Source organism: Janthinobacterium kochi (genome assembly GCF_051380715.1).
In the GTDB taxonomy this organism is placed as follows: Bacteria; Pseudomonadota; Gammaproteobacteria; order Burkholderiales; family Burkholderiaceae_D; genus Janthinobacterium.
Genome location: NZ_JBNYXO010000017.1, coordinates 46943 through 73439, shown reverse-complemented (window position 1 = coordinate 73439; position 26497 = coordinate 46943). Strand labels below are relative to the sequence as shown.

Genomic DNA, 26497 nt, shown 5'->3' with positions numbered 1-26497 from the left:
GAATGGTTCAATTGCGATTCCCCGCAATCCAAGCGTTTAATTCATGCTGAAGAAATCCAACAGCAGACTTATCGGAGGTTCCCAGGCGAACTGGGCGTGGAAAAGATGGATCGAGCTTGACACGTCGCCATACGGTAACGCGAGACAAGCCAAGCATTTGACATACAGCTGGGATGCGCAGAATTTGCATGAACCACCGTGAAACAAGTTAATCGTGGTGGCATTCTGGCTATTGATGAAGCGAAATTAAAGGGAGTTTTTAAAGATAGATTTCTCCCCAATGATGATCGACGGTTTCACCTCATTGGGGAGGAGCAAGCATCTCACGCATGACGCGGCTCGGCTCGGCTCTACAGCATCGAAGATCAACTCGGTGCGAACGGGAAAGCGCTTGTCACCGCTGCAATGACTCTGCCTTCGCCCTTGTAGAAATAGGTGTAGTAGCTCAGACTCAACCTTATACTTCGCTTCTAAGCACCGGCAGGTTTCGCCCCAAAGCGGGCGTACCCGTCACCTGATGCTTGCCTAGGAGGCGAATGCACCGCCAACAAGACTCCTCATTGGGTACTTGTTCATTTGCTGTCATCGTTGAGCTCACGGACCACAGCAGGGAAGTACTCGATACGGCCATCAGACATCTTTTCGGGGTAGAACGAGCGCCCGTCCCACCCATCAATGGCCTCGACCACGGCGATGAATCTTTTAAAAGGACCACGCCTTCCAGATGCGAACGGCGCGTAGACGTGAGGGACTTGCACGCACTCGTCGCCGAGATCATCAATGTCCAAAACATCTTCAAACAGCACAATGCCGACAACTTCGACCCACGCTTGGTTCGCTTTCGGAATGTTGCTCCAGAACTCGAATATAGTCTGCCGCTTATCGTCGTGCCCGTCTTCGCCCAACCAAGGGTCGTCGTGTGTACCGCTTCTCGCGTCGTTCACGGCCATCGCGGCATCCCACGATTTGCCATCGTCTGAGAGGTATGCGAAGTAGCGTTGCACACAAAACTTAAGCCCGTCAAACGACATGCCCCGGTACGGCCACACCATCCACTGCGGATTCTTTTTGAAGTCAGCGAGGTCATCGATGTATGGGTACTCTGTGGCGTCAGGTGAGCGCAGCAATAATGCCGCGTGAGAACGGTCTTTCAGAATGCGGTGCGTCTTCCGCTTCATCACCAACCGAGCTCGCAGGTCGGCTCGTTGTGAGCGCCGACGGATGGTCAGAGAAACGCCGAAGTAGGCGAATAAGAGGTGGTCGTTTTCGGGGCGGAAGAGCCGGTCCTCGAGCTCAGCCTTACCCCAGAGATGCCACTCCTCGATTTCCATCTCGCGACACTTTTTAGCAAAGCCATCGCGGGCTTTTTTGGAGAAATCGCAAGCAGCCGTGAACACAAGTCCGTGAAGCCGCTCATCCTCGCCGAGCACGGTATCGTCCAAGTATTTGACCAACGCAGTCGGCCCAATGGCGCGCTCACGCTTGCACTGGATGAGCCAGAGCCTATCATCAATGCCCTCGTTGAAGGTCGATCGCTCTTCGACCGTTTCGCCTTCTTCCGCTGAAGCAGAGGGCTCGGCCTCCCTCGCAACGATCTCGTAGCCTCGCGCATCAAATCCATCGTCGCCGCCTGAGCGCCCCGTGGCCTCAAGCCGCCGCCATGGTTTAAACTCGTACGCAAGCTGACGCACGAGGTCTTCAAATCTCTTTGGGTCCAGGTCTTCGAAGTGCAGGGGTCCAATGGTACGGGTGGTGGCCATGTAATATCCCAAGAAAGCGTTTGCAGTCGCTCCGGCCGAGCCGTTGCTGCCCCGGTACGAAAGCTGGCCTTGGCGACCAGCTGGTCGTGGCCGTCAACTGACTTTACGCTCGACAGCCAACCGGCTGATCGCAGCGATTCCTGCCTCCATTTTCTCACGTGCGGAGCTGTTGGCCGAATGAACGAAGATAATTGGAGGATTAAAGCCGCGCAACGCGACCGCTTCCTCAATCCACAAGATGACGTCATACCCGGTACCTCGCTCATCATCTCCAAGATCATGGTCGAGGCTGATCTCGACAACCTCGCCGGAGGTCAATAGAGATACCGCCTCATCAGGCCAGTACACTCGAGTCCATCCTTCAGGTGTATTTCGCTCGTCGTCGAGGTAGACCTTCATTTCTTATACTCCAGAGACAGTAAATGGAGGTAAATCCTCAAGGTCGTTTTCGCGAACAATTTTATCCAGGTAAACCAACCCAAATTCATGGTGTTTGTGATGTTCGTCGTGGAACTCCCACTCAAAACCTTTTGAAAGCGTAGCCAGACAATTGTTAGCACTATCTGCGGCAGTACGTTTCTCCCCATCACCACTAAAAGGCACATGAGCAGCCTCGAATAATGCTGCAAGAAATTTAGCTGAGCAATAGTCAGAGCACTTATAAAGATTTTTGCTCCATCTTACGGATATGCCGTACTCGTGACATAGGACAACAAAACGCTTCCCGACAAAGGTAATCACGTCTCGCTTGCTTCTAAGCCCACAGATAGCTTTGCTGGCGACGTTCAGTGCTTCAGCAAAGTCATGTGTGAGGTCTAGTGAGGACAAATTGCAATGCGCTAAGGCATCAGCCTCGGAGTCGCTTAGCGCATCAATTTTTTCCTTGAGCTTTCCTGCCAGATCACGAATATCACTAAATTTATCCAGTTGCCTTGGCCTGAAATCCATTCGACCATCAATGAGTACCCTTGCGTAATCAGCAAGCGACACGAAAGCGCGGACACACTCGTCACGTTTTGATACTTTATAGGTTTCACAAGCTTTCAATGCACGGTCAACCAACCCAGCCATTGAGCTATCAACATCGATCCCAAGTTGCGACGCAAACTCCGGAAAATTCATATTTTTGCTTTCCAAGTATCCAGTAGATCAGCCCAATCCTGCATCATGCCTCGGCGCTCGTCCAAGTATGTCGCATGATTGTAGGTACGCCGCACTGCGTTGGGTTCAGCATGCGCTAATTGAGCCTCAATTACATCATGTCGATAGCCCAGCTCATTTAGGCGTGTACTCCCGGTCGTCCTAGTGCCATGCGGACTATATTTTTTTGCCCAACCTAATTTTTTAAGCGCCTGCCGCAATGCAGCGTCTGCCATAGGGCGGGCACGATCATCACGATTGGGAAACACGTACTTAGTGTGGCCCGTTACTGGCCCCATTGCTTTTAACAACTTTACGGCTTGCTCAGGCAAGGGCAGCACATGTTCGCGACGTGCTTTCATCCGTTGTGCCGGGATTTTCCAAAGCGCACTATCAAGATCAAATTCTTCCCATTCAGCTTGGACTGACTCGTTCGGTCTCACCAATGTGAGCCACATCAAGCGGAATGCATTAAGCGTCTGAAAGTTGCCTCCGTGGCCTTCAAAATCGACAAGCAGCTTGCCAATTTCCTCAACCGACAAAGCTCGTTTGTGCTGCGTTTTATTTGGTGGTAACGCCTTTCGTACCGCCCATACGGGGTCCGTATCTGCACGCAACGTTGCAACAGCAAGTTCAAACACTGATGACATGGTTCGCTTCGCCTCAGCAGCAACCGTTGGTGCACCACGCGCGACCGTTTTATTTAAGATATCAAGGATATGTGCGGACGTAATCTGACGCACTGGCAGCTTGCCAATTGATGGGAATACTACCCTCTGAAGCATGTCCAGCCGGCGCGTCTTAGTGACGTCCTCCCAGTCCTTCAGCGCCAACCATTCCTGAGCAATCACCTCAAAGGTATTACCGGAATCCAGTTCCCGCTTCACACGTTCAAGCTGCCGGTTCTGAACAGGACTTATACCCTGTTTAACTAGCTTACGAGCTTCGCCACACGCATCCCTAGCATCGGCCAGACTGACATCAGGATAGTCCCCCAGTGCAAACAAGGACTCCTTGCTGTTCAACTTGAAACGATAGCGCCACGCCTTCACTCCGGTAGGCTTTATCTCAAGGTAGAGACCTTTAAAATCGTTGATCCGGTACAGCTTTTCGCGGGGCTTCGCGTTGCGACAGTGTGCATCAGTCAGCATCAAGTTTCACAGGTTAGAGATGATTCTTGATTGTACCCACCATTTTTCACAACAACAAGGGATTGTACCCACCCACATACCCGTGATTTCGGTGAATACACATGAAATATCGTGAAACACCTGGCAACAAAAAAGCCGCGAAATTCGCGGCTTTTTATAGGTAAAAGCGTTGTTTTTTACGGGTATGAGAAACGATATGATACCCGTTGAAACAGCAGTGACAAGTTAGACGTTGAACAGGAAATTCAGCACGTCGCCATCCTTGACCACGTATTCCTTGCCTTCGGCGCGCATCTTGCCCGCTTCCTTGGCGCCGGCTTCGCCCTTGTAGGTGATGAAGTCGTCATAGGCGATGGTTTGCGCGCGGATGAAGCCGCGTTCGAAGTCGGTGTGGATCACGCCGGCCGCTTGCGGTGCCGTGTCGCCCACATGGATAGTCCAGGCGCGCACTTCCTTCACACCCGCCGTGAAGTAGGTTTGCAGGCCCAGCAGCTTGTAGGCGCTGCGGATCAGGCGGTCCAGACCGGGCTCTTCCAGGCCCATGTCAGCCAGGAAAGCGCCCTTGTCGGCGGCATCCAGATCGGCGATTTCCGCTTCCATCGATGCGCAGATGGCGACGATGGGCGCGTTTTGCGATTGTGCGTAGGCCGTCAGCTGGTCCAGCAGCGGGTTGTTGGTAAAGCCCGTGTCGGACACGTTGGCCACGAACATGGCTGGCTTGGCCGTGATCAGGCACAAGGGCTTGATCAGTTCCATTTCGTCGGCGTCCAGGCCCATCGCGCGCACCGGTTTGGCGTCGTTCAGGTAAGGCATCATGCGTTCCATGATGGCCAGCAGCTTGGCCGCGTCCTTGTCGCCCGAGCGGGCTTTCTTGTTTTCGCGGTGGATCGCTTTTTCCACGGTGCCCATGTCGGCCAGCGCCAGTTCGGTCTGGATGACTTCGATATCGTCGAGCGGGCTGATCTTGCCGGCCACGTGGATGACGTTGTCATCTTCAAAACAGCGCACGACGTTGACGATGGCGTCCGTTTCGCGGATGTGCGACAGGAACTGGTTGCCCAGGCCCTCGCCCTTCGATGCGCCAGCCACCAGGCCGGCGATGTCGACGAATTCCACGATGGCGTTGACCGTGCGTTCCGGCTTGACGATGGAGGCCAGCGCATCCATGCGGGGATCCGGCACTTCGACGACACCGACGTTCGGCTCGATGGTGCAGAACGGATAGTTTTCAGCCGGAATGCCGGCTTTCGTCAGTGCATTGAACAGGGTGGACTTGCCGACGTTCGGCAAGCCGACGATACCGCATTGGAGACTCATGGAAAACCTTTAATAATCAAAGCACATGGCGCCGTCTATCGGCGTGCTTGCCGTGCTGTTAGGGAAAACGAAGCGATGGTTCGCCATTTTCCGGGGATAGTGCGTGTGCTGCTTTTCAAGGGGTCAATTGTACCCGTGTCGCGCGCGCTTCAAAAGCCCGATGATGGGCAAATGACGCCAAAACAGCCGCATCGTGACGCCATCAGGCCCTGTTCTCAAGCCGTATGCAGCTTCATGGTCGCCGCCTCGAACTTGCCTTCGACGATCTGCGGCATCACCTGCAAGGATTTGTCGATGGCTTGCTCGATCAGCTCCTGGTCTTCGCGGCGCGGCCGGTGCAGCACGAAATCGGCCACTTGCTGCTGCAGGCTCAGGGTGCGCGGGTGACCGATTCCCAGGCGCAAGCGCCAGTAATCCTGCGTGCCCAGCGCCGCCGTGATGTCCTTCAAGCCATTGTGGCCGCCGGCCGAGCCGCCCTTCTTCAGGCGCGCAATGCCGGGCATCAGATCGAGTTCGTCGTGCACCACCAGCACTTCATCGGCGGCGATCTTGAAGAAACGCGCCAGCGCGCCCACGGACTGGCCCGAGCGGTTCATGAAGGTCAGCGGCTCGAGCAGCCAAACTTCCTTGCCGGCTATCGACGTTTTCGCCAGCATGGCGTTATAGCGCGAATCGCGCTGCAAGCGCGTGCCGGGCAAGCTGTTGGCAAGATTGTCCACCAGCCAGAAACCGGCATTGTGGCGGGTTTGTTCGTATTCGGGTCCCGGGTTGCCGAGGCCGACGATCAGGCGTATGGGCATGGCTGTGTCTGCAATGAAAAAGAAAACATTATCGGTGAAAACAGGCAGAAAAAAACCCGCGCGGCGAACCTGGCGGGTTTTTCCTTGCGACTACCGCATTGCTGCGGCGGCAAAATTACTTCTTGTCGGCTTCAACAGCAGCAGCTTCAGCTTCAGCAGCAACGTGGCCAGCCGGTACCGAAGCGGTAGCGATGGTCAGGTTGGCACCGTGGGTGACAGCGGTCACGCCAGCTGGCAGGACCAGGTCGCCGATGTGCAGCGAGTGACCGACGTCGATGTTCGACAGGTCAACGCTGATGAATTCTGGCAGTTGGCCTGGCAGGCACGAAACTTCGATTTCGTTGGCTACGTGGCTGATGGTCGCGCCGTGCAGTTTGACTGCTGGGGAAACGTCAGCGTTGATGAAGTGCAGCGCCACTTTCACGTGGATAGCTTGCTTCGAGTCAACGCGCTGGAAGTCAGCGTGCAGAACCAGTTGTTTGTATGCGTGGACTTGGAAGTCGCGCAACAGAACTTGCTGGGAAACGCCGTCGATTTCCAGGTCCAGGATCGACGAGTGGAACACTTCTTTTTTCAACGCGTGGTACAGGGCGTTGTGATCCAGCGAGATCAGCACCGGGGCTTCAGCGCCACCGTAGACGATACCAGGGGTTTGGCCGGAAATGCGCAGGCGGCGGCTCGCTCCGGAACCTTGCAATTCGCGTTTAAATGCGATAACTTTCATGTGAAACTCCAAGAAGAACAAGGCTTGCGCCTTGTGTTATGAAGACTCCCGCGACCAGGAATCTTCGGAAATGGGCGCAGACGCGCCCCGAAAACTAAAACACTGCGGCGCAACAGGCAAAAAGCCGGTCGCGCCGCAGGCATTACGTCTGTTACTGCTGATCGAATCAGTCGATGAACAGCGAGATGACGGAGTCACCCTTGATAATGCGCTTGAACGTCTCGGCCAGCAGCGGCGCGCACGTCAATTGACGGATCTTGCCGCAGGCCAGGGCCGCTTCGGACAGGGGGATCGTATCGGTCACGACCAGCTCATCGAGTGGCGATGCCGAAATACGGTCGATCGCCGGGCCGGACAGCACCGCGTGCGTGCAATACGCCACGACTTTTTTCGCGCCGCGCTCTTTGAGCACTTCGGCAGCCTTGGTCAGGGTGCCTGCCGTGTCAACCATGTCATCCATGATCACGCAATTACGGCCTTCAACTTCACCGATGATGTTCATCACTTCGGACACGTTCGCTTTTGGACGGCGCTTGTCGATGATGGCCAGGTCGCAGCCCAGGCGTTTTGCCAGGGCGCGCGCACGTACCACACCGCCAACGTCCGGCGACACCACCAGCAGATCCTGGTAGTTTTTCTTTTGCAGGTCACCCAGCAAAATTGGCGAAGCGTAGATATTGTCGACTGGGATATCGAAGAAACCTTGAATCTGGTCAGCGTGCAAGTCCATGATCAGGACGCGCTCGACACCGGCTTCTTCCAGCATGTTCGCCACCACCTTGGCCGAAATCGCCACACGCGCGGAGCGCGGACGACGGTCTTGGCGGGCGTAGCCGAAGTAAGGAATCGCGGCAGTGATGCGGCCAGCGGAAGCACGTTTCAAGGCATCAACCATCAGCATGATTTCCATCAAGCTGTCGTTGGTTGGAGCACAGGTGGATTGCAAAACAAAAACATCCTTGCCGCGCACGTTTTCGTTAATCTCGACCATTACTTCGCCGTCGGAGAATTTCGAAACGTTTGCTTTACCGAGAGGAATGCCGAGGTTTTTTGCGACCCCCTCTGCCAACGCTGGATTCGCGTTGCCGGTAAAAACCATCAGGTTTTCGTAAGCCATGGGAGTCCCAAGAGGTGATATAGAAGTCTTGAAAAGCACTAACCGGGCATAGGCCCGGTCAGTCATTGTTTAGAATATGCCGCGTGGCGGCACATCTGCTTTTTCCCGCACTGGACGCTGACTTCGCATCGACAGACTACGGTGAAATGGGTGGCAGGGGAAGAAGGATTCGAACCTTCGCATGCTGGAATCAAAATCCAGTGCCTTAACCAGCTTGGCGATTCCCCTACGTTACTGACTGCTTGCCGTCATGTTGGCCAGTATTATACCGACTATTTGACGCTAAGCAAAATCTTTTTTTGCTGCTTGCTTTGCCTTACAACACCGTGAGCATCGGGTGGCGATTCAGCGCTTTTGCCTTCCAGGCGTTCCAGACTGGTGGCACATTGCTGAGCACCGCATCCGCTTCTTCCTGACTGCCAAACGCACTAAACACACAAGCACCGGAACCAGTCATCCTGGCCTCACCGTAAGCACCCAGCCATTCTACCGCATCTGCTACCGGCTTGAAAAGACTGCATGCTACTTGCTGCAAATCATTCTTACCAAACCCGCCCGCATTGTTTCCTTCTGCGAGGTACCTGGAAAAGTCCGCTATTGTGACGGGTTCGGTATTTCTCGTCAAGCCTTCCGCGCAAAAAATTGCAGCGGTGGGCACTTGCACGCCCGGCTCGATCACTACATACCAGCATTCTGGCGTGGCGACAGGCTGCAGGGCTTCGCCCACGCCTTCGGCAAAGGCATTCTCGCCAAAGATGAAAAACGGGATATCGGCACCCAGCGGCAAGCCCAGCGCCATCAATTCCTCGCGCGTCAACCCCGCTTGCCACAAACGGTTCAGCGCCATCAGTGCCGTGGCCGCATCGGACGAGCCGCCCCCCAGGCCGCCCCCCATGGGCAGCACCTTGTCGATGGCGATATCGACGCCGCGCGGCAAGGTGCCCGTGCGGCGCAGCACTTCGGCCTGCAGCAATGTCGCGGCGCGGATGATCAGGTCCTGCTCCTCCGGCACACCGGCGAGCGCCGTCACGCGGACAATCGCCGTGTCGTCGCGCAGCGCGAAGTGCAAAGTGTCGCCATGGTCGAGCAATTGGAACACCGTCTGCAGCAGATGGTAGCCATCGGCGCGGCGGCCGTTAACGTGTAGAAATAAGTTCAGCTTGGCCGGGGCCGGGCAATGGTTCAGAGTCGTCAGTGTCATGGGGCATGTGCGGAAGGGGCAGGATCGAGCACGATGCGCAGCGACACGGCATCGGCCTGCGCACTGGCATTGCGTTCGGCATCGATACGCCGCGGTTGGGGCAAGGCGCCCGGTACATTTTCGCCCGCATTTTGCCCTACTTCTTGCCACGACACATAGCGCAAGCGCCAGCCGTCTTTGGTCGTCACGCTGTCGTGGGCCGGCGAAGCGATGAAGCGCTTGCCATCGGCGCCCACGGCATAACCTTGCAGCCAGTCGCGCAAGCCCGACACAGGCAAAGACCAGCCCAGCATCTGCGCGCTCAGGGTATCGACATCGGGCGCGCTGCGCGGCGCCTTGCCGCCTTGCGTCAACACGGCCTGCTCCGGCGTGACGACGATCGTGGCCAGCGTGCTGCCGACGGGCGAATACAGGGTCACATCCGTGCGCGCGGCCGTCTGCTGCCAGTTGAAATTGACGGTCGCCGATTCGGGCTTGTCATCCTTCTGGTACACCACGTTCAAGCGGCCCGTCAGCTCGACTTGTTCGCGGTACGGGGCGACGGTCGCGCTGGAAGACGCACTGGAAGACGCAAAGGGGGATGGCAGGGTCGAGCAAGCAGAAAGGGCCAAGACCAGACTAAGAACGGGGAAGAGCAGGAGTTTTTTTGGCATGGGCATAATAAAAAAAGCAGCAGCATAAAGCCGGGGTCAGACCCGGCGGGTCTGACCCCAGATTTTAGTCAACATTGCGCTACAAACTGACATTCAAGCGCGCCAGGGTACTTTTCAGCGCATCGTTTTTCGGGTCCTTGCTTTGCGCCTCGCGCCACAATTTTTGCGCTTCATCCTTGTCGCCCTTCTGCCACAACACTTCGCCCAGGTGGACGGCGATTTCCGGGTCGCTGCGCACGGCATAGGCGCGGCGCAGCGCGTTTTCCGCCGCGGCCAAGTTGCCCATGCGGAACTGCACCCAACCCATGCTGTCCATGATGAAGGGATCGCCCGGCGCCATCTGCAAGGCTTTTTCGATCAGCGCATGGGCTTCTGGCAGGCGGATGCCTCGTTCGGCCAGTGAATAGCCCAGGGCGTTATACGCATGCTGGTTGTCGGGCGCCAGCGCCATCACGCGGCGCAGGCTCGCTTCCATCAGCTCGAGTTTATCCAGCCGCTCGGCCAGCAAGGCGTAGTCGTACAGCAGTTCCGGATTGTCGGGGAAGCGCAGCAAGGCGTTTTCCAGCACCGTATAGGCGCTTTGCACGTAGCCGGCATCGCGCAGGAATTGCGCGTCGACCAGCAGCACCTGCGCCTGGCTTGCCGGATCGTCCGTTTCGATTTCGGTCAGCGCCTTGCGCGCCGCATCGAGATTGCCGCCACGGGCGATCAGCTGGGCGCGGCGCAAGCGCGCCTCGACATAGCCGGCGGAAGCGCTGTTGTCAACCTTGTCCAGCCAGGCGATGGCGCCTGCCGTGTCGCCGCGCGTCTCGGCGATCTGCGACAAGATCATCAAGGCCTTGAACGGATCGCGCGCGTCACCAGGCGATTTATCGAGCACGGCGAGGAAACGCTTGAAGTACTGCTCGGCGCCCTTGGTGTCTTCCAGCTGCAGCGCCACGATGCCGAGCGCATACAGGCCGCCCACGTTATCGGGCGCGCTTTTCAGCAGCAGCAGGAACTGCTCGCGCGCCAATTCCAACTGTTTTTGCTCGACCAGCAGGCGCGCATACGCGCCGCGCACTTCGACGGCGTCCGGATTCTTTTGCAGGAACGTGGCCAGCACCTTGCCTGCCGCCTCGGGTTCGCCCGTCACCTGCGCCAGCGTCAGCGCGGCCAGCTCGGAGTTCGGCTTGATCGCCAGCGCCTTGTTCGCTTCGCCGATGGCGCGCTCACGCTCGCCGAGCGACAAGGCGCCCTGCGCCAGCACCAGGTGCGCTTCGAACATGTCCAGGTAGGGCTGCACCAGGCGCGTCACCATCGAGTAGGCATACAGCTTGTCATTCGAGCGCGACAGGATCTGCTGCATCTGGAACAGGGCCACGCCGCGCGCGCCCGCCGGCGCCCTGGCCAGGCGCTCGGCAAAAATCGGTTCCGCTTCTTCGATCTTGTCCGTCAAGACGACAAAGCCGAGGAAAAATTGCGTCGCCTCGTCCGAGTCGGGTGCCAGCTCGCGCCACAGGCGGATGGCCGCCAGCGCTTCGCCGCCCTGCTTGGCGGCCAGCGCCATTTCTGAAGCGCGGCGCGCCAGGCGCGGGTCGCGCGTCTGCTGCGCCGCCACCATCATCGTCACGTAAGGCCCTTGCCACTGGCCGCTCTTGAATTCCATTTCAGCCTTGGTCAACTTGTACAGCAAATCGCTGCTCAGCTCGACCTTCGGCAGCTTGTCGCCGCCGGACCCCTCCTTGGAGGTGGCGTCCGGCTCCTGCGGCGCGGCGGGCGCGGGCGCAGAGGAGCCGGCCGCGGCATCGGCGGGGGCGACAGGCGTCTGTGCCATGGCATGCGTGGCCATCAGGGCGGACAAGGTTACAATGGCGAAAGCGTTTTTCAAAGGCTGATCCTGGCTAAACGGCAAAGTTTGATTCTACGCCCAACGCGGCTATCGCGTACTTCACGTATGTAACGAAATATATACGTAAATATATACGTCGTGGCGGCGTAGCCGGCCCGGACCAGCCATCGGCCGGCAACCCGCCTGTTTTTACCCGGTTTTCAACCATTCGAGCCCTATGCCAGAATTGCCAGAAGTCGAAGTCACACGGCGCGGTGTCGCGCCCCACATCGAGGGCCGCGCCGTGCGCGCCGTCGTGCTGCGCCGCGACGGCCTGCGCTGGCCCTTCCCCCCGGCCCTGGGCGAACAATTGTCGGGGCAAACCATCGGCCTGACGGGACGGCGCGGCAAATACCTGCTGATCCACTTCCGCCACGGCACGCTGATCATCCACCTGGGCATGTCGGGCCATTTGCGCGTGCTGCCGACGGGCACGGAGGCGCAAAAGCACGACCATTTCGACCTCGTCGTGGAAGGCGCGGACGGCGGCAGCCAGGTGCTGCGCATGACGGACCCGCGCCGCTTCGGCGCCGTGCTGTGGCACGACGAGGCCGACGGCCCACTCGATGGCCACGCGCTGCTGCGCGGCCTGGGCACGGAACCGCTGGAAGGCGGCTTCACGGGACAGTTGCTGTTCGAGAAAACGCGCAACAAGGGCACCAACATCAAGCAGGTGCTGATGGCGGGCGATATCGTCGTCGGCGTGGGCAATATCTATTGCTCCGAAAGCCTGTTTCGCGCGGGGATCAACCCGAAGACGCCGGCCCGGCGCATCGGCCTGGCCCGCTATGAGAAACTGGCGCAAGCTATCCGCGACGTGCTGGCCGAAGCCATCGTGCAAGGCGGCAGCACCCTGCGCGACTTCATCGGCGTGAACGGCCAGTCCGGCTATTTCCAGCAGACGTATTTCACGTACAACCGCGCGGGCAAACCATGCCGCGTATGCGGCGCGACTATACGGCAAATCGTGCAGGGGCAGCGTTCCACGTTTTACTGCGTGCATTGTCAGAAGTAGCGGTCAACAGTAAGTCATGGAAAAAGGGAGCCAGATGGTCAGAGACCTGGAACAATACAGCGCATGGCGGCAAGACGTGCAGGCCGCCTTGCAGGCATACCGGCAGGCCGCCAGCGCGGCGGGCCTGGTCGACGGCGCTTCCGCGCTGCGCCTGGCGCGCTGTGGTTCCCGCCTGCTTGATGACCGTTTATCTGTCGCCTTCGTGGCGGAATTTTCGCGCGGAAAATCCGAGCTGATCAACGCCATCTTCTTTGCCGGCTATGGCCAGCGCATCCTGCCATCGGGCGCGGGCCGCACCACCATGTGCCCCACCGAGCTGCTGTACGACGCGGCCTGGCCGCCATCGATCCGGCTGCTGCCCATCGAGACGCGCGCGCAGAACCTGTCGACCAGCGACTACCGCGACCTGCCCGCCGCCTGGACCGTCCTGCCCCTGAATATCGATGCGGGCGGCGACATGCAGGAAGCCATCCGCCAGGTCAGCCTGACGAAAAAAATCAGCGTGGAAGAAGCGGCGCGTTACGGCCTGTACGACGCCGACGACGCGGACGCTCCCGCCATGCTGGACGAGGACGGCCAGGTGGAAATTTCCATGTGGCGCCACGCCATCATCAACTTCCCCCATCCGCTGCTGAAACAGGGCCTGGTCATCCTCGATACGCCCGGCCTGAACGCCATCGGCACGGAACCGGAACTGACCCTGAACCTGATCCCGAATGCGCACGCGGTGCTGTTTATTTTGGCGGCCGACACGGGCGTCACGCGCAGCGACATCGAGGTATGGCGCAACCATATCGGCGCCGGCGCCGGGCGCCTGGTGGTGCTCAACAAAATCGACAGCATGTGGGACGAATTGCGCGGCGATGCCGAAGTGGCGCAAGCGATCGAACGCCAGCAGGCCAGCGTGGCGCATCTGCTGACGCTGGACGCGAGCCAGGTGTTTCCTGTCTCGGCGCAAAAGGCCCTGGTGGGCAAGATCAACCACGATGCGGCGCTGCTGGAAAAAAGCCGCCTGCAGGCGCTGGAGACGGCCCTATTCGAGGAGCTGATCCCCGCGCGCAAGGACATCATCCGGCGCCAGTTGGCGTTCGATCTGGACGCCATCGAAGCGGCGCAGCAGGTGCAGGCGGCGGCCCGCGCGCGCGGCATCGCCGAGCAGCTGCACGAGCTGCATAGCCTGCGCGGCAAGAACCAGAGCGTGATCGCCCACATGATGCGGCGTATCGATATCGAGAAGAAGGAATTCGACAGCAGCCTGTTCAAGCTGCAAGCGACGCGCGCCGTGTTTACCCGCCTGTCGACGGAGCTGTACACAAGCCTGGGCATGGACATCGTGCGCGACGATATCGATGGCGTGCGCGCCGCCATGCAGCGCAGCCGCTTTTTCACGGGCCTGCGCGAAGCCGTGCGCCAGTATTTCGAACGCATTGCCAGTAACCTGGACCGCTCGGAAGGCAAGACGGCCGAGATCACGGAAATGATGAACGTGATGTACCGCAAATTCGCCTCCGAACATGGCCTGGCGCTGGCCTCGCCGATGCCGTTTTCGCTGGCCCGCTACCGCCAGGAGATCGCCGACATCGAAGCCGTGTATCACAAGCAGTTCGGCACGGCGACCCTGCTCACCACCAGCCGTGTCGTACTGATGGAAAAATTCTTCGACACCATCGCCTCGCGCGTGCGCCGCAGTTTCACCAACGCCAACGACGACGCCAGCGCCTGGCTGAAAGTCATCATGGCGCCGCTCGAAGCGCAGATCGTCGAGTACAAGGAACAGCTGAAACTGCGCTTTGCCTCGATCCAGCGCATCCACGACGCCACCGGTAGCCTGGAACAGAAAATCGCCGGCTTCGAGGCCAGCCTGGCGGCGCTCGAACGCGACAAGGCGCAGCTGGCGCAATTGCTCGCCGCCTTGCGCACGGCCAGCGCCACATAACACCACACTGGAATCCTGCATGAAACGTCTGCTGCATCCGCTCTCGCCCGCCCCGGGCATGGTCCCTTTTGAAGACTATTTCGACCCGACTTTTTCCGCCACCGTCATCACCTGGCAAAAGCAGCATGGCCGCCATGCGCTGCCATGGCAAAACACGCGCGACGCCTACCTGATCTGGCTATCCGAAATCATGCTGCAGCAAACGCAGGTCACAGCCGTGCTGGGCTACTACGCGCGCTTCCTCGAACGCTTCCCCACCCTGCGCGATTTGGCGGCAGCCCCGGTGGAAGACGTGATGGCGCAGTGGAGCGGCCTCGGCTACTACACGCGGGCGCGCAACCTGCACAAGTGCGCGCAGCGCGTGGTGGCCGAATACGATGGCGTCTTCCCCAGCGACCCGGCCCTGCTGGCCGAGCTGCCCGGCATCGGCCGCTCGACGGCGGCCGCCATCTCCGCGTTTTCCAGCGGCACGCGCGCGGCCATCATGGACGGCAACGTCAAGCGCGTCTTCGCGCGCACCTTTGGCATCGATGCCTATCCCGGCGAAAAGCGGGTCGAGAAAGCCATGTGGCGCCGCGCCGAAGCGCTGTTGCCTGAATCCGGTATCGAAGCCTACACGCAGGGCTTGATGGACTTCGGCGCAACCCTGTGCACGCGCAGCAGCCCCGATTGCGGCCGCTGCCCGCTGCAACCGCGCTGCGTGGCCTACGCCACTGGCCGCACCAAGGATCTGCCTGTACGCAAGCCGAAGAAAACCAGTCCGGAAAAACATGCCGTCATGCTGGTCATCATCGACGACGGCCAGGTGCTGCTGGAGCAACGTCCCGGTTCGGGCATCTGGGGCGGCTTGCTGTCGCTGCCCGAACTCGATGGCCACGTGCTGGCCGGCGAGGACTCTCCGCGCGACATCGCCCAGGATGCGCTGGCGCGCGCCGTGGCGCCGTTCGGCGCAATCGAAACGCAGGAACGGCTGCTGCCCATCGTGCATGTATTTACCCACTACAAGCTGCACATCGTCCCCTGCCGCATCACCCTGGCGCACCGCCTGGCGCTGGCCGGGGAAGCGACGCACGTCTGGTATGACGGCGGGAAAATCGCCGACGCGCCGCTGCCCGCGCCCATCAAGAAACTGCTGCTGGACCTGTTCGGCGATGCGCGTGCAGCGCAGCGCAGCATGTTCTAGTGCGCAGGCTTGTCTTACTGGCGGTGGCGACGCTGTGCCTGCACGGCGCGCAAGCGGCGGATGAGCGCTCCGAAGTACCAGAGGTGAGAATTGGCGTGCTGGCCTACAAGGGCAGCGACGCCGTGCAGCAGGACTGGTCGTACGTGACGCGCCACCTGCAAGCGAGCATCCCCGGCATCCGTTTCATCCTGGCCGACTACGACCAGGCGGGCCTGACGCGTGCCGTGCAGTCGCAGATGATCGCCTTCGCCATCACCAGCAGCGGCCATTACGTGGCGCTGGAACACAGCGATGGCGCCAGCCGCATCGCCACGATTGAATCGCCGTGGACGGACTCGCCGCGCCAAGCCATCGGCTCGGCCATCGTCGTGCGCAGCGCGTCGCCGCTGCATGACCTGGCCGACCTGGCGGGCAAGAACGTGATGGCCGTGGCGCCCGATGCGTTTGGCGGCTACCAGATCGCCGCGCGCGAACTGCTGGAAGCCGGCATCGATCCCGCGCACGATTTTTCCAGCCTGCGCTACAGCGGCTTTCCCTCGCAGCAGATCATCGAAGCCGTGCGGTCCGGGCACATGGATGCCGGCATCGTGCGCACCTGCCTGCTGGAACAGATGGTGGCGCGCGGCGAAGTGCGCGCCGATGAATTGCGCGTGATCACCACGCGCCCGATTCCCGGTTTTCGCTGCGCCAGCTCGTCGCGGCTGTATCCGGACTGGCCCTTCGTAGCCCTGCGCCAGACGCCGCCGGCACTGGCGAAAAAAGTGGCGCAAGCCCTGCTGGCCATGCCGCGTACCGATGAAGGTTACAGCTGGACGGTGCCCAGCGATTACCAGATCGTCGATGAGCTGTTCCGCGAACTGCGCATCGGCCCCTACGCCTATTTGAACAAGCTGACGTTCGAGACGGCGCTGCGCCGCTACTGGGGCTGGATGCTGCTGGTACTGGCCTTGCTCGTGGCCTGGGCCGTGCACACGGTGCGCGTGGAATACCTGGTCAGCCGGCGCACGGAGCAATTGCGCGCCGCCCAGCACCAGCAGCGCGCGCTGGAAGAACAGGCGCGCCAGCGCCAGGCCACGCTCGATCACACGGCGCGCCTGGCCATTCTGGGCGAGATGGCCAGCGCCATCGCACACGAATTGAACCAGCCGCTGGCGGCCATCGGCAATTTCGCGCGCGGCATGGCGCGCCGCATCACGGCGGGCCGGCTCGACGCGGCGCCGCTGCTCGACGGCGCGCAGGAAATCGCCACGCAAAGCGAGCGCGCGGGCGCCATCATCCGTCACATCCGCGCGATGGCGCAAAAGCGCCCCGCACACAGCACGCCCTTCGCCCTGGCCGACGCCGTGGAGCAATCGGTATCGCTGTTCCGCGCGGCCCATCCGCAAGCGAAGATCGACTGGCGCCACGACAGCGCCAGCATCGAGGCGCGCGTGCTGGCCGACCCGCAGCAAGTGCAGCAGGTGCTGCTCAATTTGTTCAAGAATGCGCTCGATGCGCAGCTGGAAAACGATAATCCCGGGCACCCCATCGGCGTACTGCTGCACCGCGAAAACGGCGCCTGCACGGTGGCCGTGCGCGACGCCGGCTGCGGCCTCGATGCGGCGCAGATGGCACGCCTGTTCGAGCCTTTCTTTACCACCAAGGCCGAAGGCCTGGGCCTGGGCATGTCGCTCAGCAAAAGCATTATCGAATCGTTCGGCGGCAGCCTGTCGGCGCACGCCAACGCCGATGCGCCTGGCTTGACGGTCTGGTTCCGCCTGCCCGAAGATAGCGGCATGGAAGCAAACAAGGAAACACCATGAATGAAAGCGATGCCATCATCTTTGTCGTCGATGACGACGCCGCCATGCGCCGCTCGCTGGCCTATCTGTTCGATTCGGCCGGCTGGCAAGTGGAGACGTTTGAATCGGCGCGCGATTTCCTGCAGCGTTACGAGGGCCATGCGCCCGGTTGCTTGCTGCTCGACGTGCGCATGCCCCTGATGAGCGGACTCGAATTGCAACAGGAGTTGTCGCGCCACGCCATAGCACTGCCCGTGATTTTCCTCAGTGGCCACGGCGACCTGGCCATGGCCGTGCAGACGATGAAGGCAGGCGCCTGCGATTTTTTGGAAAAGCCGTGTAAGGACCAGGTATTGCTGGACGCCGTCTCGCGCGCCGTGGCCCGCAGCGTGGAAGAAAGCCGCAGCGCCGCCAGCGCGAATACGGCGCAAACGGCGCTGGCCAGGCTCACCGCGCGCGAGCGCGAAGTGGCGCTGCTGATGGCCGAAGGCAAAGCCTCGAAAGTCATCGCACGCGAACTGGGCATCAGCGACAAGACGGTACAGGTGCACCGCCATAACACGATGGAAAAACTGGGCCTGCATTCAGCAGCCGAGGTAGCCCGGCTGCTAATGGCCGGCGGCGAAATCTAGAACGCCCAACCAAACCTACTGCGCGTCGTGATTTACGGCCTGCGATGCTCACTGTGCATTCGCACAGCTGCGCTTCTCGACCGCACCTCCCTTCCGCTCGCTACGGTTTTGTTGGGCCTTCGTTAAGCACGAATGATACGCGCCGGCAGCCCCTGCCGCACCGACGTGCCCGAGACGGGATCGACAAACACGTTCTTGTCGCCGCGGCTCGGATCCGTCAATCCCAGGTCGTTCAGGTTGATGCCGGCGCCGATGGCAGGTTCATCGGGCTGGCGCAGCTTGCCGATGCGGTGGGCCCGCGCGCCGTGCTCCTTGTGGCCGAAACCGTGTTCGACGGCGATCACGCCGCGCTGCACGCCATGGCGCAGCATCACCGTGGCCCTGACCCTGCCACCCGGCGTTTCCAGAAAAATTTCATCGCCATTTTCCAGCTTCAAGCGCGCCGCATCGTCGGGGTGCACGGCGACTGGATTGTCGGGATGGATGCCGCGCAAGCGCCGTGCGCCGATGCTGTAGGAGTTCTGCAGCGCCGACTTAAAACTGATCAGTTCGAATGGCCATTCGCTGGCCGGATAGGCCTTGCGCACGGGCGTGCCGTCGGCAAACGCCGCCACGCGCCAGGCGGGCGTACCGGGGAAACGCTTGCCGCTCAAGCTGTTCTTGCTCACGCCCAGGCCCTCGTTGTACAGCATCATCGGCTTCAGATAGCGGTGCGTGGACCAATCCTGCGGATATGGCGTCTCGTCGACTACCGGAGCGGGAGCAGCCGGCGCCTTGGCATTCGCAGGCGGCGGCAGACGCAGGCCAAACATCTCGCCATAGCTCTGGTAGCGCCCTCCGCGCGCCAGCATGAAGGCCACCTTGCGCCACTCTTCCGGCTTCAGGGTGCGTTCCAGTTCGGGGCGGATGCGCGCCACGCCAGAGAGCGCAATGTCGTCATCGCTGGCTTCAGGCACCGACGTTTTTCCTTGCCAGGCGATGTTGGCGCCGCCGCGCAGATACCAGTCTTCCGCGCGCAGCAAGGGGAAGCGCTGGCCATCCATGTCCTGCAAGGCGTCCGGGCCGAAGCCCGGCAAGGCCATCGTTTTGGCCAACGCGATGAAGAACGATTCCATGCAGATGGTCTGGCCATCGGGCGTTTTCTGCACACGCGGTTCGACCACGGGCCAGCGCGCCGTGCTCATTTTGACCGGCATGCCGCCCCAGGCGCCGGCCCAGCCCCAGCTTTCATACAGCAAGGTATCGGGCAGCAGGTAGTCGGCAAACGCCGAGCTTTCATTGATGAAGGGGTCGATGGCGACAATCAGGGGAATCTTCTTCGGATCGGCCAGTTCCTTGCCGATCTGCGCGCGCAAGCCCGTGATGCCGTAGACAGGATTGCAGCTCCACAGGATCAGCGCCTTCAAGGTGTACGGGTAGCCGTTCATGGCGCTGGTGAGCCATTCGGTCGCCAGCGCGGGCGCATTCGGATACCACGGCGCCCTGGCCGGATACGCCTTGCCCGCTTCCTTCTTCAGCTTGAATTCCGAGGTTTTTTCATAGGGCACATTGCGTCCGATCGGCATGCCCGCCGCCTTGATCTCGCCGTCGAAACTCTCGAGGTTATAACGCGGTCCAGGCCCCGCATCCTTGAAGCTGCCGCCATTGACCAGGGTGCCGCCCTTGCGGTTCAAGTTGCCGATCAGGGTATTGAGCATGACCAGCGCATAGGCGTTATAAAAACCGGCGCCCGACATCATGCCGCCGTGCGCATTGACGGCGGCGCGCTTGCCATGGCTGGTGAGTTCCTGCGCCAGGCCTTCGATGATGTCGCGAGGGATGCCGCAGGCGCTTGAATATTCATCCATGCTGTGGCGCTGTGCTTCTTCGTTCAACATCGTCATGGCCGTCTTCAGGTGCAGGGGCGCGCCGGCCACCTCCAGCGGACCGTCGAAGAACAAGCGCCCCTCGCCCTTGGCCGCGTTGTGCGGTACGATGGCTTGCGTGGCGGCGTCGATCACGCAAAATGCGTCGCCATCCTTGTAGCGTTCTTCTTCCGCCAACTCCACCGCACCGATGTCCGACGCGCGCAGGTAGCGGCCGTCGCGCGGATGGCCTTTCTCGTTGATGATCAAATGCGTGGCGTTGCACCAGGCGGCTTCGCCCGCCGCTTCCGCCACCTTCAGGTTCGGCTGCACGAGGAAGTTGCGATCATAGCGTTCCTGTTCGATGATCCAGCGTATCATCGCCATGGCCAGCGCACCGTCCGTGCCCGGCTTGATCGGTACCCAGCGGCTGCGGTCACCCGCTGCCAGGCTGTCGGCATTCGTCAGCACCGGGTCGACGACGACGTAGCTGAAATCGCGCTTGCCCGAACGGGCTTTCGCGATCAGCGTGCCCTGGCGCTTGAACGGGTTGCCCGCATTGCCCGGCGCCGTGCCGACAAAAATGCAGAATTCCGTGTTTTCCAGGTCCACTTTCGCATGCGGCATTTTCTTCATGTCGCCGAACATGGCGCCCGAACCGCTGCGATACGCGCCGCCGCAATACGAACCATGGTTGACCAGGTTCAAGCTGCCGTACGACTGCTTGAAGAAGCGCGTGCCGAACGCCAGGCGGCCGTCGTCCGTGCTGCACATCAGGCCCACCTGGTTGACTTGCGGACCCAGTTCCGGCTGCGCCGGATCGATCGGTTTTTCCAGCTCGCGCAAGGCCCGCAAACCCTGCACGTGGCCTTCGCCAAACAGGTCGCCGCCTTCCGTCACTTCCTTCACCAATTGATCAAAAGCGATCGGTTCCCACTGACCGCCGCCGCGCGGTCCCACGCGCTTCATGGGCGCCAGCACGCGGAATGGCGACTCCATCTGTTCCAGCACGCCATTGCCGCGGCCGCAAGCGGTGGAGCGCCCTTTCAAACCCTTTTCCTGGAAGCGCGAGAGCGACACAAAACTGTCGCGTATCGAGGTTTGATATGACAGCGCCGGATCGGCCGACAGGGGGCTGTAGGGATTGCCTGCCACGCGCAGCACCTTGCCGCTTTTTTTGTCCAGGCGCACGCGTACGCCGCAAAACGTGGTGCAGCCCATGCACATGGTGTAGCTGACCTGCTGGTCGGGATTGAGCGTCAGTTTTCCCGTGGTGGTATCGACGGAAAACTCGGGCGGCAGGGAATTGCCATGCAGTTTCTGCACAGGCTTGTCTTTGCCCAGCGCGTGGTCGACCATGCGGCCGGCGGTGGTGGAAAAGCTGGCGGCAAAGGCGGCCAGGCCGCCGCCGATGGCGCCATAGCGCAGCAGCTTGCGGCGCTTTTCGTTTTCGTCTTCAGGGCCGTCGTTGTTTGCGTTGTTGTGTACTTGATCGTTCATCATTAACTCCTCAGTGCGTGGCCACGGCGGGACGGCTGCGTGCAGCGACGACGCGTCCGGTCCATGGCAAAAATTCCAGCATCAGCAACAGCAGCGCGATCCACAGGCCAGCCGTGCCGATGATCCCCAGCAAGCCGTCGTTCCCCATCGGCAGGTGGTAGTCGTACAGGCCCGCGCCCGTTTTCGGGATCGTCTGGCCGCCGATGAAAATCGTCCAGCGCATCATCCAGGCGCTATGCAGCGCGATCAGGCCATTGACCAGGCCACTCGTGGCCGGGCGCCAGATGGCCAGGGCCATCGGCACGATGGACGACAGCACGGCCCAGACGGCCGTGAACTGCCATTGCGGCATGCCGGCCACCTGGGTAAAGGCCATGCTATGGCTGGCGCTCACGCCGGAGAGACTGACGAACAGCCAGCCGCCGCCCAGGGCCAGCACCAGCGCCAGCGACAGGGCCAGTGCGCGGTTCAGCGACACCTCCAGCGCCTTGTCGCGGCCCGGCAGGAAGCGGTTGAACAGCAGCGCCAGGCCAACGGCACCCACAAAGGCCGTGGCGGCAAATTGCGCCGGCAGGAAAGGCGTGAACCACAGCGGACGGGCGCGCACCACCATCACTTCCATGCCCGTGTACAGGCCCACGACAAAGGCGGCGAGCAAGGTGAAAGCGGCGGCGGTGACGATGGCGCGGCGCGACGCGGCGCCACCGCGCCCCAGCAGGCGATAGGCCCAGGCCAGACGGTCCTGGCCCTGCCCCCGCGTGGAGAAGTCGCTGCGCAGCGCCAGCCACGCGTACAGCATCAGGCAGCCCAGATACAGGGGAATGAAGAACGAGCCCCACGACATCCACGACTGCGGCTGGAAGTAAATATAGAAGTGATAGAAGCGGCCCGGCCCGTGCAGGTCGGCCAGCAGCGCCACGGGCGCCGTCATGCCGCAGACGAGAGATGCCAGCAACGCGATGCGCCCCAGGCGTTCATACGCCTTGCGGCCGAAGACGAAGTACGGCAAGGTCAGCATGAAGCTGCCATAACTGAGGCCGATGAGGAAAAAATACTGCACCGCCCACGGCAGCCATGCCGCTTCGCGCGTGACGTTGACAATTTCGGTGATGTGGCTGTCCATGGTTTATTTCCCGTGTTTGCTCGGTTGCCAAAGTGTCGCTTCGCCCTCGACGTGGCCGGCGAAGCGCGTGTCCAGTCCCAGGTAAAACACGTGGGGCTGGGTACCCTGCTCGGGTTTGAGCACTTTCACCTTGTTCTCGGTGAGCAGCTGATGCACCATGCTTTCCGGATCATTCAGGTCGCCGAAGATACGCGCGCCGCCGACGCAGGTTTCCACGCAGGCCGGCAGCAAGCCTTCGTCGACCCGGTGCGCGCAGAACGTGCATTTGTCGGCCTTGCCCGTTTCGTGGTTGATGAAGCGCGCGTCGTAAGGACAGGCTTGCACGCAGTAGGCGCAGCCCACGCAGCGGTCGCCGTCGACGACGACAACACCATCCTTGCGCTGGAAGGTGGCGCCCACGGGACAGACAGGAATGCAGGGGGGATTGGCGCAGTGGTTGCACAGGCGCGGCAGCATGTAGGTGCCGCAGCGGTTCTCTTCCTTCACTTCATAGGTCGAGACGACGGTGCGGAAGCTGTTTTCCGGTACGGCGTTTTCCATGATGCAGGAGACCGTGCACGCTTGGCAGCCGATGCACTTCTGCACATCGACCACCATCGCCCAGCGCTGCCCACCCTCGCCCTTCGTTGCAGCCTTGCCGGGCAGCGGCGCGATGGCCGCCCCGATGGTAACGGCTGGCAAGGCGCGCAAGAAACTGCGGCGCGATTCAATCATGACACTCTCCTTGACTATGGGCGGCAAGCCCTTGTTGACTTGCTGCCATGATAGAAAAGAAGTTGCCGTACGGATATTGGGGTGATCGGGTGGAGACCTAGATGATCATGCCGATTGACAGGACCGACAATGCGGAGTAGGTCGGATTAGCGGGGCCGCCGAGGCGCGCAAGCGCGTAATCCGACAACCTTGTTGGCAGGGATGGTGGTGGTGTCGGGTTACGCCGTTCCGGCTAACCCGACCTACAGCTCGTCGAGCGAATACAGCCGGCGATGCTCGCGGATCGCGTAGCGGTCCGTCATGCCCGCGATATAGTCGGCGATCTTGCGCGCCTGCTTGGTCACATCATCGCCATTGACCTGATAGTCGGGCGGCAGCAGGGCCGGTTCGGCCATGAAGCTGTCATACAGTTCGCGCACGATGCGACTCGCCTTTACCCGCATGCGGTTGACCTGGTAGTGGCGGTACAGGTTCGCTCTTAAAAAGCGTTTCAGGTCGGTCGCGTCACGACGCATGGCATCCGAAAACCGGATCAGCGGGGCACTGGCGCGCACTTCGTTCACATCGCGCGGCGCCGCGTCGAGGATCAGCGCATTCGACGTGACGATCAAATCGTCGGCCAGCGCCGTGATCAGGCGGCGCAGGGTTTCGTAGATGGCGCGCCGGCCCGACAGGCCGGGAAACGCCTGCTGCACGTCGCGCCACAGGCGGCCGAAGAATTCCACCTCTTCCAGCTGGGCGATGGTGATCAGGCCGGAGCGCAGGCCATCGTCGATATCGTGGCTGTTGTAGGCGATTTCATCGGCCAAGTTGGTCAGCTGCGCTTCCAGCGTCGGTTGCGTGCGGTCGATGAAGCGCTGGGCCACGGGGCCCAGTTCACGCGCATGCGCCAGCGAGCAGTGTTTCAATATGCCTTCGCGCGTCTCGAACATCAGGTTCAAGCCATCGAAGGCGCCGTAGTGCTCTTCCAGGGTGTCGACCACGCGCAGGCTTTGCAGGTTATGTTCGAAGCCGCCATGCGCCTGCATGCATTCATTGAGCACGTCCTGGCCCACATGGCCGAACGGCGTGTGGCCCAGGTCATGCGCGAGGGCGATGGCTTCGACCAGATCTTCGTTCAGGCGCAGGTTGCGCGCGATGGAGCGGCCCACCTGCGCCACTTCCAGGCTGTGCGTCAGGCGCGTGCGGAACAGGTCTCCCTCGTGGTTGAGGAAAACCTGGGTCTTGTATTCGAGGCGGCGGAAGGCCGAAGAATGGATGATGCGGTCGCGGTCGCGCTGGAACTGGCTGCGCGAGGCGTGTGCCGCTTCGGCAAAGCGACGTCCCTGCCCCTGCGCCGAATGGGCCGCATAGGGGGCGAGGAAGTCTTCGGGGGTCATGCTTGCTGTACTCCGGCGGCCAGAGTGGCCAGCACCAGTTCATGCGGCGCGGACGTGATGCACGGGCTGCCCAGCGGTTTCAACAGGATGAACTTGATGGCGCCGCCCTCGTTCTTCTTGTCCACTTCCATCAGTTCCAGCCAGCGCTCGACACCGAGGTCCGGTGCCTTGACCGGCAGGCCGGCGCAAGCGACGAGTTTACGCAAGCGCTCCACGGCTGCCTGGTCGATATACCCCATGCGGCAGGACAGGTCGGCCGCCATCACCATGCCACAGCCGACGGCTTCGCCGTGCAACCAATGGCCATAGCCGAGGCCCGCCTCGATGGCGTGGCCGAAGGTGTGGCCGAAATTCAGGATCGCGCGCAAGCCGCCTTCGCGCTCGTCCTGGCGCACCACGTCGGCCTTGATTTCGCACGAGCGGGCAATCGCATACGCCAAAGCGCCCTTGTCGCGCGCCATCAGCTTGGCCATGTTCGCCTCGATCCAGTCGAAAAAGGCAGCATCGATGATGGCACCATGCTTGATCACTTCGGCGAGACCGGCCGACAGCTCGCGCGCCGGCAGGGTTTCCAGGGTCGAGGTGTCGGCGATCACGGCGCGCGGCTGGTAGAAGGCGCCGATCATGTTCTTGCCCAGCGGGTGGTTGATGCCCGTCTTGCCGCCGACCGAGGAATCGACCTGCGCCAGCAAGGTGGTCGGCACTTGCACGAAGCCGATGCCGCGCATGTAGCTGGCCGCCGCATAGCCGGTCAGGTCACCGATCACGCCGCCGCCCAGCGCCACCAGGGTGGTCTTGCGGTCGCATTTATTGGCCAGCAGCGCGTCGAAGATCTGCATCAGGCTGGCCCAGTTTTTATATTCTTCGCCGTCCGGCAGGACGATGCAGATCACTTCGCGGCCATCGCTGGCCAGCGCTGCCTGCAGGCGGCCCAAGTACAGGGGCGCGACGGTGGTATTGGTGACGATGGCCACCTTGTGGCCGCTGATATGGCGCAGCAGCGCATCGGCATCGGCCAGCAGGCCGGGACCGATGGCGATCGGATAACTGCGTTCGTCGAGGTCTACGCTCAACAACATTTTGGATTGCTCGTTCATCGAAGGCTCTGCATGAATGACGCAGTTGGGCGAAGCCTCGCATTCGAGGCTGGCCAGCTGCATCAGGATGGTCTGAACCATCGATTGTACGTTAGGACGGCCCGTGTCGATGACAATGTCGGCCACTTCCATGTAGTGGGGTTCGCGCTGCGACGTCAATTCTTCCAGCTTGCGGCGCGGGTCGGCCGTCTGCAGCAGCGGACGATTCTTGTCATGGCTGGTGCGCGCGAGGATGTTGCTGACGCTGGCGCGCAGGTACACGACCGTGCCCCGTTCCTTCAGGTAGGCGCGGCTGTCGGCATTGAGGATGGCCCCGCCGCCGGTGGCCATGACGATGCCTTCCTGGGCGCTCAGGTCGCGGATGACCTCAGCCTCGCGCCGGCGAAAGCTGGCCTCGCCCTCGATTTCAAAGATCCACGGGATGGTCGCTCCCGTGCGTGCCTCGATTTCGTGGTCGGAATCGACAAAGCGCAAGCCCAGCTTGCGGGCCAGGATGCGCCCGATGGTGGTTTTGCCTGCGCCCATGAGGCCTACTAAAAACAGATTTTGCATGTGCTGCG

23 protein-coding genes and 1 tRNA gene are annotated in these 26497 nt (G+C 61.1%); 6 read left to right on the top strand and 18 right to left on the bottom strand.

The genetic code is table 11. The features are described from left to right. Positions 1-7 precede the first annotated feature (7 nt). A complete protein-coding gene (locus ACQ4WL_RS25235; RefSeq protein ID WP_082260922.1) occupies positions 8-190 on the bottom strand; it encodes a helix-turn-helix transcriptional regulator in 183 nt (60 codons plus the stop codon). 8 nt (positions 191-198) lie between these two features. Between ACQ4WL_RS25235 and ACQ4WL_RS25230 the strand changes: the two genes are divergently transcribed. Next, a complete protein-coding gene (locus ACQ4WL_RS25230) occupies positions 199-333 on the top strand; it encodes a hypothetical protein (protein WP_436512181.1) in 135 nt (44 codons plus the stop codon). A gap of 239 nt (positions 334-572) precedes the next feature. Here ACQ4WL_RS25230 and ACQ4WL_RS25225 read toward each other — a convergent pair whose 3' ends face one another. The 12 genes from ACQ4WL_RS25225 to ACQ4WL_RS25170 form a co-directional block, all read right to left on the bottom strand. Continuing rightward, a complete protein-coding gene (locus ACQ4WL_RS25225) occupies positions 573-1760 on the bottom strand; it encodes a hypothetical protein (protein WP_436512179.1) in 1188 nt (395 codons plus the stop codon). 93 nt (positions 1761-1853) lie between these two features. After that, complete coding sequence (locus tag ACQ4WL_RS25220; protein WP_070345897.1) at positions 1854-2159, bottom strand: cyclic-phosphate processing receiver domain-containing protein; 306 nt, start codon at positions 2157-2159, stop codon at positions 1854-1856. Positions 2160-2162: 3 nt separating this feature from the next. After that, positions 2163-2882, bottom strand: coding sequence for a hypothetical protein (locus ACQ4WL_RS25215; RefSeq protein WP_436512178.1), 720 nt, complete (start codon positions 2880-2882; stop codon positions 2163-2165). Then, positions 2879-4051 carry a tyrosine-type recombinase/integrase gene (locus tag ACQ4WL_RS25210; RefSeq protein WP_436512176.1) on the bottom strand — a complete coding sequence of 391 codons (1173 nt, stop codon included), beginning with the start codon at positions 4049-4051 and terminating at the stop codon, positions 2879-2881. The genes ACQ4WL_RS25215 and ACQ4WL_RS25210 overlap by 4 nt, the downstream gene beginning before the upstream one ends. Before the next feature lie 225 nt (positions 4052-4276). Then, positions 4277-5368: a redox-regulated ATPase YchF gene (gene ychF / locus ACQ4WL_RS25205; RefSeq protein ID WP_436512172.1), complete on the bottom strand. Its 1092-nt coding sequence runs from the start codon at positions 5366-5368 to the stop codon at positions 4277-4279. Between the two features lie 215 nt (positions 5369-5583). Then, the gene (gene pth / locus ACQ4WL_RS25200; RefSeq protein WP_436512170.1) at positions 5584-6168 is read right to left on the bottom strand and encodes an aminoacyl-tRNA hydrolase; all 585 of its coding nucleotides are present in this window, start codon (positions 6166-6168) and stop codon (positions 5584-5586) included. 115 nt (positions 6169-6283) lie between these two features. Continuing rightward, positions 6284-6892 carry a 50S ribosomal protein L25/general stress protein Ctc gene (locus ACQ4WL_RS25195; RefSeq protein ID WP_436512168.1) on the bottom strand — a complete coding sequence of 203 codons (609 nt, stop codon included), beginning with the start codon at positions 6890-6892 and terminating at the stop codon, positions 6284-6286. 166 nt (positions 6893-7058) lie between these two features. Continuing rightward, positions 7059-8009 (bottom strand): ribose-phosphate pyrophosphokinase, encoded by a 951-nt coding sequence (locus tag ACQ4WL_RS25190; protein ID WP_034753270.1) that lies wholly within the window; start codon positions 8007-8009, stop codon positions 7059-7061. Between the two features lie 151 nt (positions 8010-8160). Then, positions 8161-8237 (bottom strand) — tRNA-Gln (locus ACQ4WL_RS25185). 88 nt (positions 8238-8325) lie between these two features. Next, a complete protein-coding gene (gene ispE / locus ACQ4WL_RS25180; RefSeq protein WP_436512166.1) occupies positions 8326-9210 on the bottom strand; it encodes a 4-(cytidine 5'-diphospho)-2-C-methyl-D-erythritol kinase in 885 nt (294 codons plus the stop codon). After that, a complete protein-coding gene (locus ACQ4WL_RS25175) occupies positions 9207-9863 on the bottom strand; it encodes an outer membrane lipoprotein LolB (protein WP_436512164.1) in 657 nt (218 codons plus the stop codon). The genes ispE and ACQ4WL_RS25175 overlap by 4 nt, the downstream gene beginning before the upstream one ends. Positions 9864-9942: 79 nt before the next feature. After that, a complete protein-coding gene (locus ACQ4WL_RS25170; RefSeq protein ID WP_436512163.1) occupies positions 9943-11733 on the bottom strand; it encodes a tetratricopeptide repeat protein in 1791 nt (596 codons plus the stop codon). A gap of 178 nt (positions 11734-11911) precedes the next feature. Between ACQ4WL_RS25170 and mutM the strand changes: the two genes are divergently transcribed. Genes mutM through ACQ4WL_RS25145 form a run of 5 tightly spaced genes read left to right on the top strand, consistent with a single transcriptional unit; the run spans position 11912 to position 18280 of the window. Beyond that, on the top strand, positions 11912-12748 hold the full coding sequence (gene mutM, locus ACQ4WL_RS25165; protein WP_436512161.1) for a bifunctional DNA-formamidopyrimidine glycosylase/DNA-(apurinic or apyrimidinic site) lyase: 837 nt from the start codon (positions 11912-11914) through the stop codon (positions 12746-12748). Positions 12749-12782: 34 nt separating this feature from the next. Then, on the top strand, positions 12783-14684 hold the full coding sequence (locus ACQ4WL_RS25160) for a dynamin family protein (protein WP_436512205.1): 1902 nt from the start codon (positions 12783-12785) through the stop codon (positions 14682-14684). Between the two features lie 19 nt (positions 14685-14703). After that, positions 14704-15867, top strand: a complete 1164-nt coding sequence (mutY, locus tag ACQ4WL_RS25155; RefSeq protein ID WP_436512159.1) for an A/G-specific adenine glycosylase — start codon at positions 14704-14706, stop codon at positions 15865-15867. Continuing rightward, a complete protein-coding gene (locus ACQ4WL_RS25150; RefSeq protein WP_436512158.1) occupies positions 15867-17669 on the top strand; it encodes a sensor histidine kinase in 1803 nt (600 codons plus the stop codon). The genes mutY and ACQ4WL_RS25150 overlap by 1 nt, the downstream gene beginning before the upstream one ends. Next, complete coding sequence (locus ACQ4WL_RS25145; RefSeq protein ID WP_436512157.1) at positions 17666-18280, top strand: response regulator transcription factor; 615 nt, start codon at positions 17666-17668, stop codon at positions 18278-18280. Before ACQ4WL_RS25150 ends, ACQ4WL_RS25145 begins: the two co-directional genes overlap by 4 nt. 122 nt (positions 18281-18402) lie before the next feature. Here the strand turns inward: ACQ4WL_RS25145 and ACQ4WL_RS25140 are convergent, their stop codons facing one another. From ACQ4WL_RS25140 to aroKB, 5 genes are all read right to left on the bottom strand, one after another. After that, entirely contained in the window at positions 18403-21624 is a 3222-nt protein-coding gene (locus tag ACQ4WL_RS25140; RefSeq protein WP_436512156.1) for a molybdopterin dinucleotide binding domain-containing protein, read from the bottom strand. A gap of 10 nt (positions 21625-21634) precedes the next feature. Continuing rightward, positions 21635-22747: an NrfD/PsrC family molybdoenzyme membrane anchor subunit gene (gene nrfD, locus ACQ4WL_RS25135; protein ID WP_436512155.1), complete on the bottom strand. Its 1113-nt coding sequence runs from the start codon at positions 22745-22747 to the stop codon at positions 21635-21637. 3 nt (positions 22748-22750) lie between these two features. After that, the gene (gene dsrO, locus ACQ4WL_RS25130; protein ID WP_071079747.1) at positions 22751-23461 is read right to left on the bottom strand and encodes a sulfate reduction electron transfer complex DsrMKJOP subunit DsrO; all 711 of its coding nucleotides are present in this window, start codon (positions 23459-23461) and stop codon (positions 22751-22753) included. Positions 23462-23703: 242 nt separating this feature from the next. Further along, positions 23704-24840: a deoxyguanosinetriphosphate triphosphohydrolase gene (locus ACQ4WL_RS25125; RefSeq protein WP_436512154.1), complete on the bottom strand. Its 1137-nt coding sequence runs from the start codon at positions 24838-24840 to the stop codon at positions 23704-23706. After that, complete coding sequence (gene aroKB / locus ACQ4WL_RS25120) at positions 24837-26462, bottom strand: bifunctional shikimate kinase/3-dehydroquinate synthase AroKB (RefSeq protein WP_436512153.1); 1626 nt, start codon at positions 26460-26462, stop codon at positions 24837-24839. The genes ACQ4WL_RS25125 and aroKB overlap by 4 nt, the downstream gene beginning before the upstream one ends. Between the last annotated feature and the right edge of the window lie 35 nt (positions 26463-26497).

Coding starts and splice junctions, on each gene's coding strand:
- mutY (WP_436512159.1), top strand. CDS start 14,704: ATGAAACGTCTGCTGCATCCGCTCTCGCCCGCCCCGGGCATGGTCCCT.
- dsrO (WP_071079747.1), bottom strand. CDS start 23,461: ATGATTGAATCGCGCCGCAGTTTCTTGCGCGCCTTGCCAGCCGTTACC.
- ACQ4WL_RS25215 (WP_436512178.1), bottom strand. CDS start 2,882: ATGAATTTTCCGGAGTTTGCGTCGCAACTTGGGATCGATGTTGATAGC.
- pth (WP_436512170.1), bottom strand. CDS start 6,168: ATGCCCATACGCCTGATCGTCGGCCTCGGCAACCCGGGACCCGAATAC.
- ACQ4WL_RS25160 (WP_436512205.1), top strand. CDS start 12,783: ATGGTCAGAGACCTGGAACAATACAGCGCATGGCGGCAAGACGTGCAG.
- ispE (WP_436512166.1), bottom strand. CDS start 9,210: ATGACACTGACGACTCTGAACCATTGCCCGGCCCCGGCCAAGCTGAAC.
- mutM (WP_436512161.1), top strand. CDS start 11,912: ATGCCAGAATTGCCAGAAGTCGAAGTCACACGGCGCGGTGTCGCGCCC.
- ACQ4WL_RS25195 (WP_436512168.1), bottom strand. CDS start 6,892: ATGAAAGTTATCGCATTTAAACGCGAATTGCAAGGTTCCGGAGCGAGC.
- ACQ4WL_RS25190 (WP_034753270.1), bottom strand. CDS start 8,009: ATGGCTTACGAAAACCTGATGGTTTTTACCGGCAACGCGAATCCAGCG.
- ACQ4WL_RS25210 (WP_436512176.1), bottom strand. CDS start 4,051: ATGCTGACTGATGCACACTGTCGCAACGCGAAGCCCCGCGAAAAGCTG.
- aroKB (WP_436512153.1), bottom strand. CDS start 26,462: ATGGGCGCAGGCAAAACCACCATCGGGCGCATCCTGGCCCGCAAGCTG.
- nrfD (WP_436512155.1), bottom strand. CDS start 22,747: ATGGACAGCCACATCACCGAAATTGTCAACGTCACGCGCGAAGCGGCA.
- ACQ4WL_RS25145 (WP_436512157.1), top strand. CDS start 17,666: ATGAATGAAAGCGATGCCATCATCTTTGTCGTCGATGACGACGCCGCC.
- ACQ4WL_RS25140 (WP_436512156.1), bottom strand. CDS start 21,624: ATGAACGATCAAGTACACAACAACGCAAACAACGACGGCCCTGAAGAC.
- ychF (WP_436512172.1), bottom strand. CDS start 5,368: ATGAGTCTCCAATGCGGTATCGTCGGCTTGCCGAACGTCGGCAAGTCC.
- ACQ4WL_RS25220 (WP_070345897.1), bottom strand. CDS start 2,159: ATGAAGGTCTACCTCGACGACGAGCGAAATACACCTGAAGGATGGACT.
- ACQ4WL_RS25225 (WP_436512179.1), bottom strand. CDS start 1,760: ATGGCCACCACCCGTACCATTGGACCCCTGCACTTCGAAGACCTGGAC.
- ACQ4WL_RS25125 (WP_436512154.1), bottom strand. CDS start 24,840: ATGACCCCCGAAGACTTCCTCGCCCCCTATGCGGCCCATTCGGCGCAG.
- ACQ4WL_RS25175 (WP_436512164.1), bottom strand. CDS start 9,863: ATGCCAAAAAAACTCCTGCTCTTCCCCGTTCTTAGTCTGGTCTTGGCC.
- ACQ4WL_RS25235 (WP_082260922.1), bottom strand. CDS start 190: ATGCAAATTCTGCGCATCCCAGCTGTATGTCAAATGCTTGGCTTGTCT.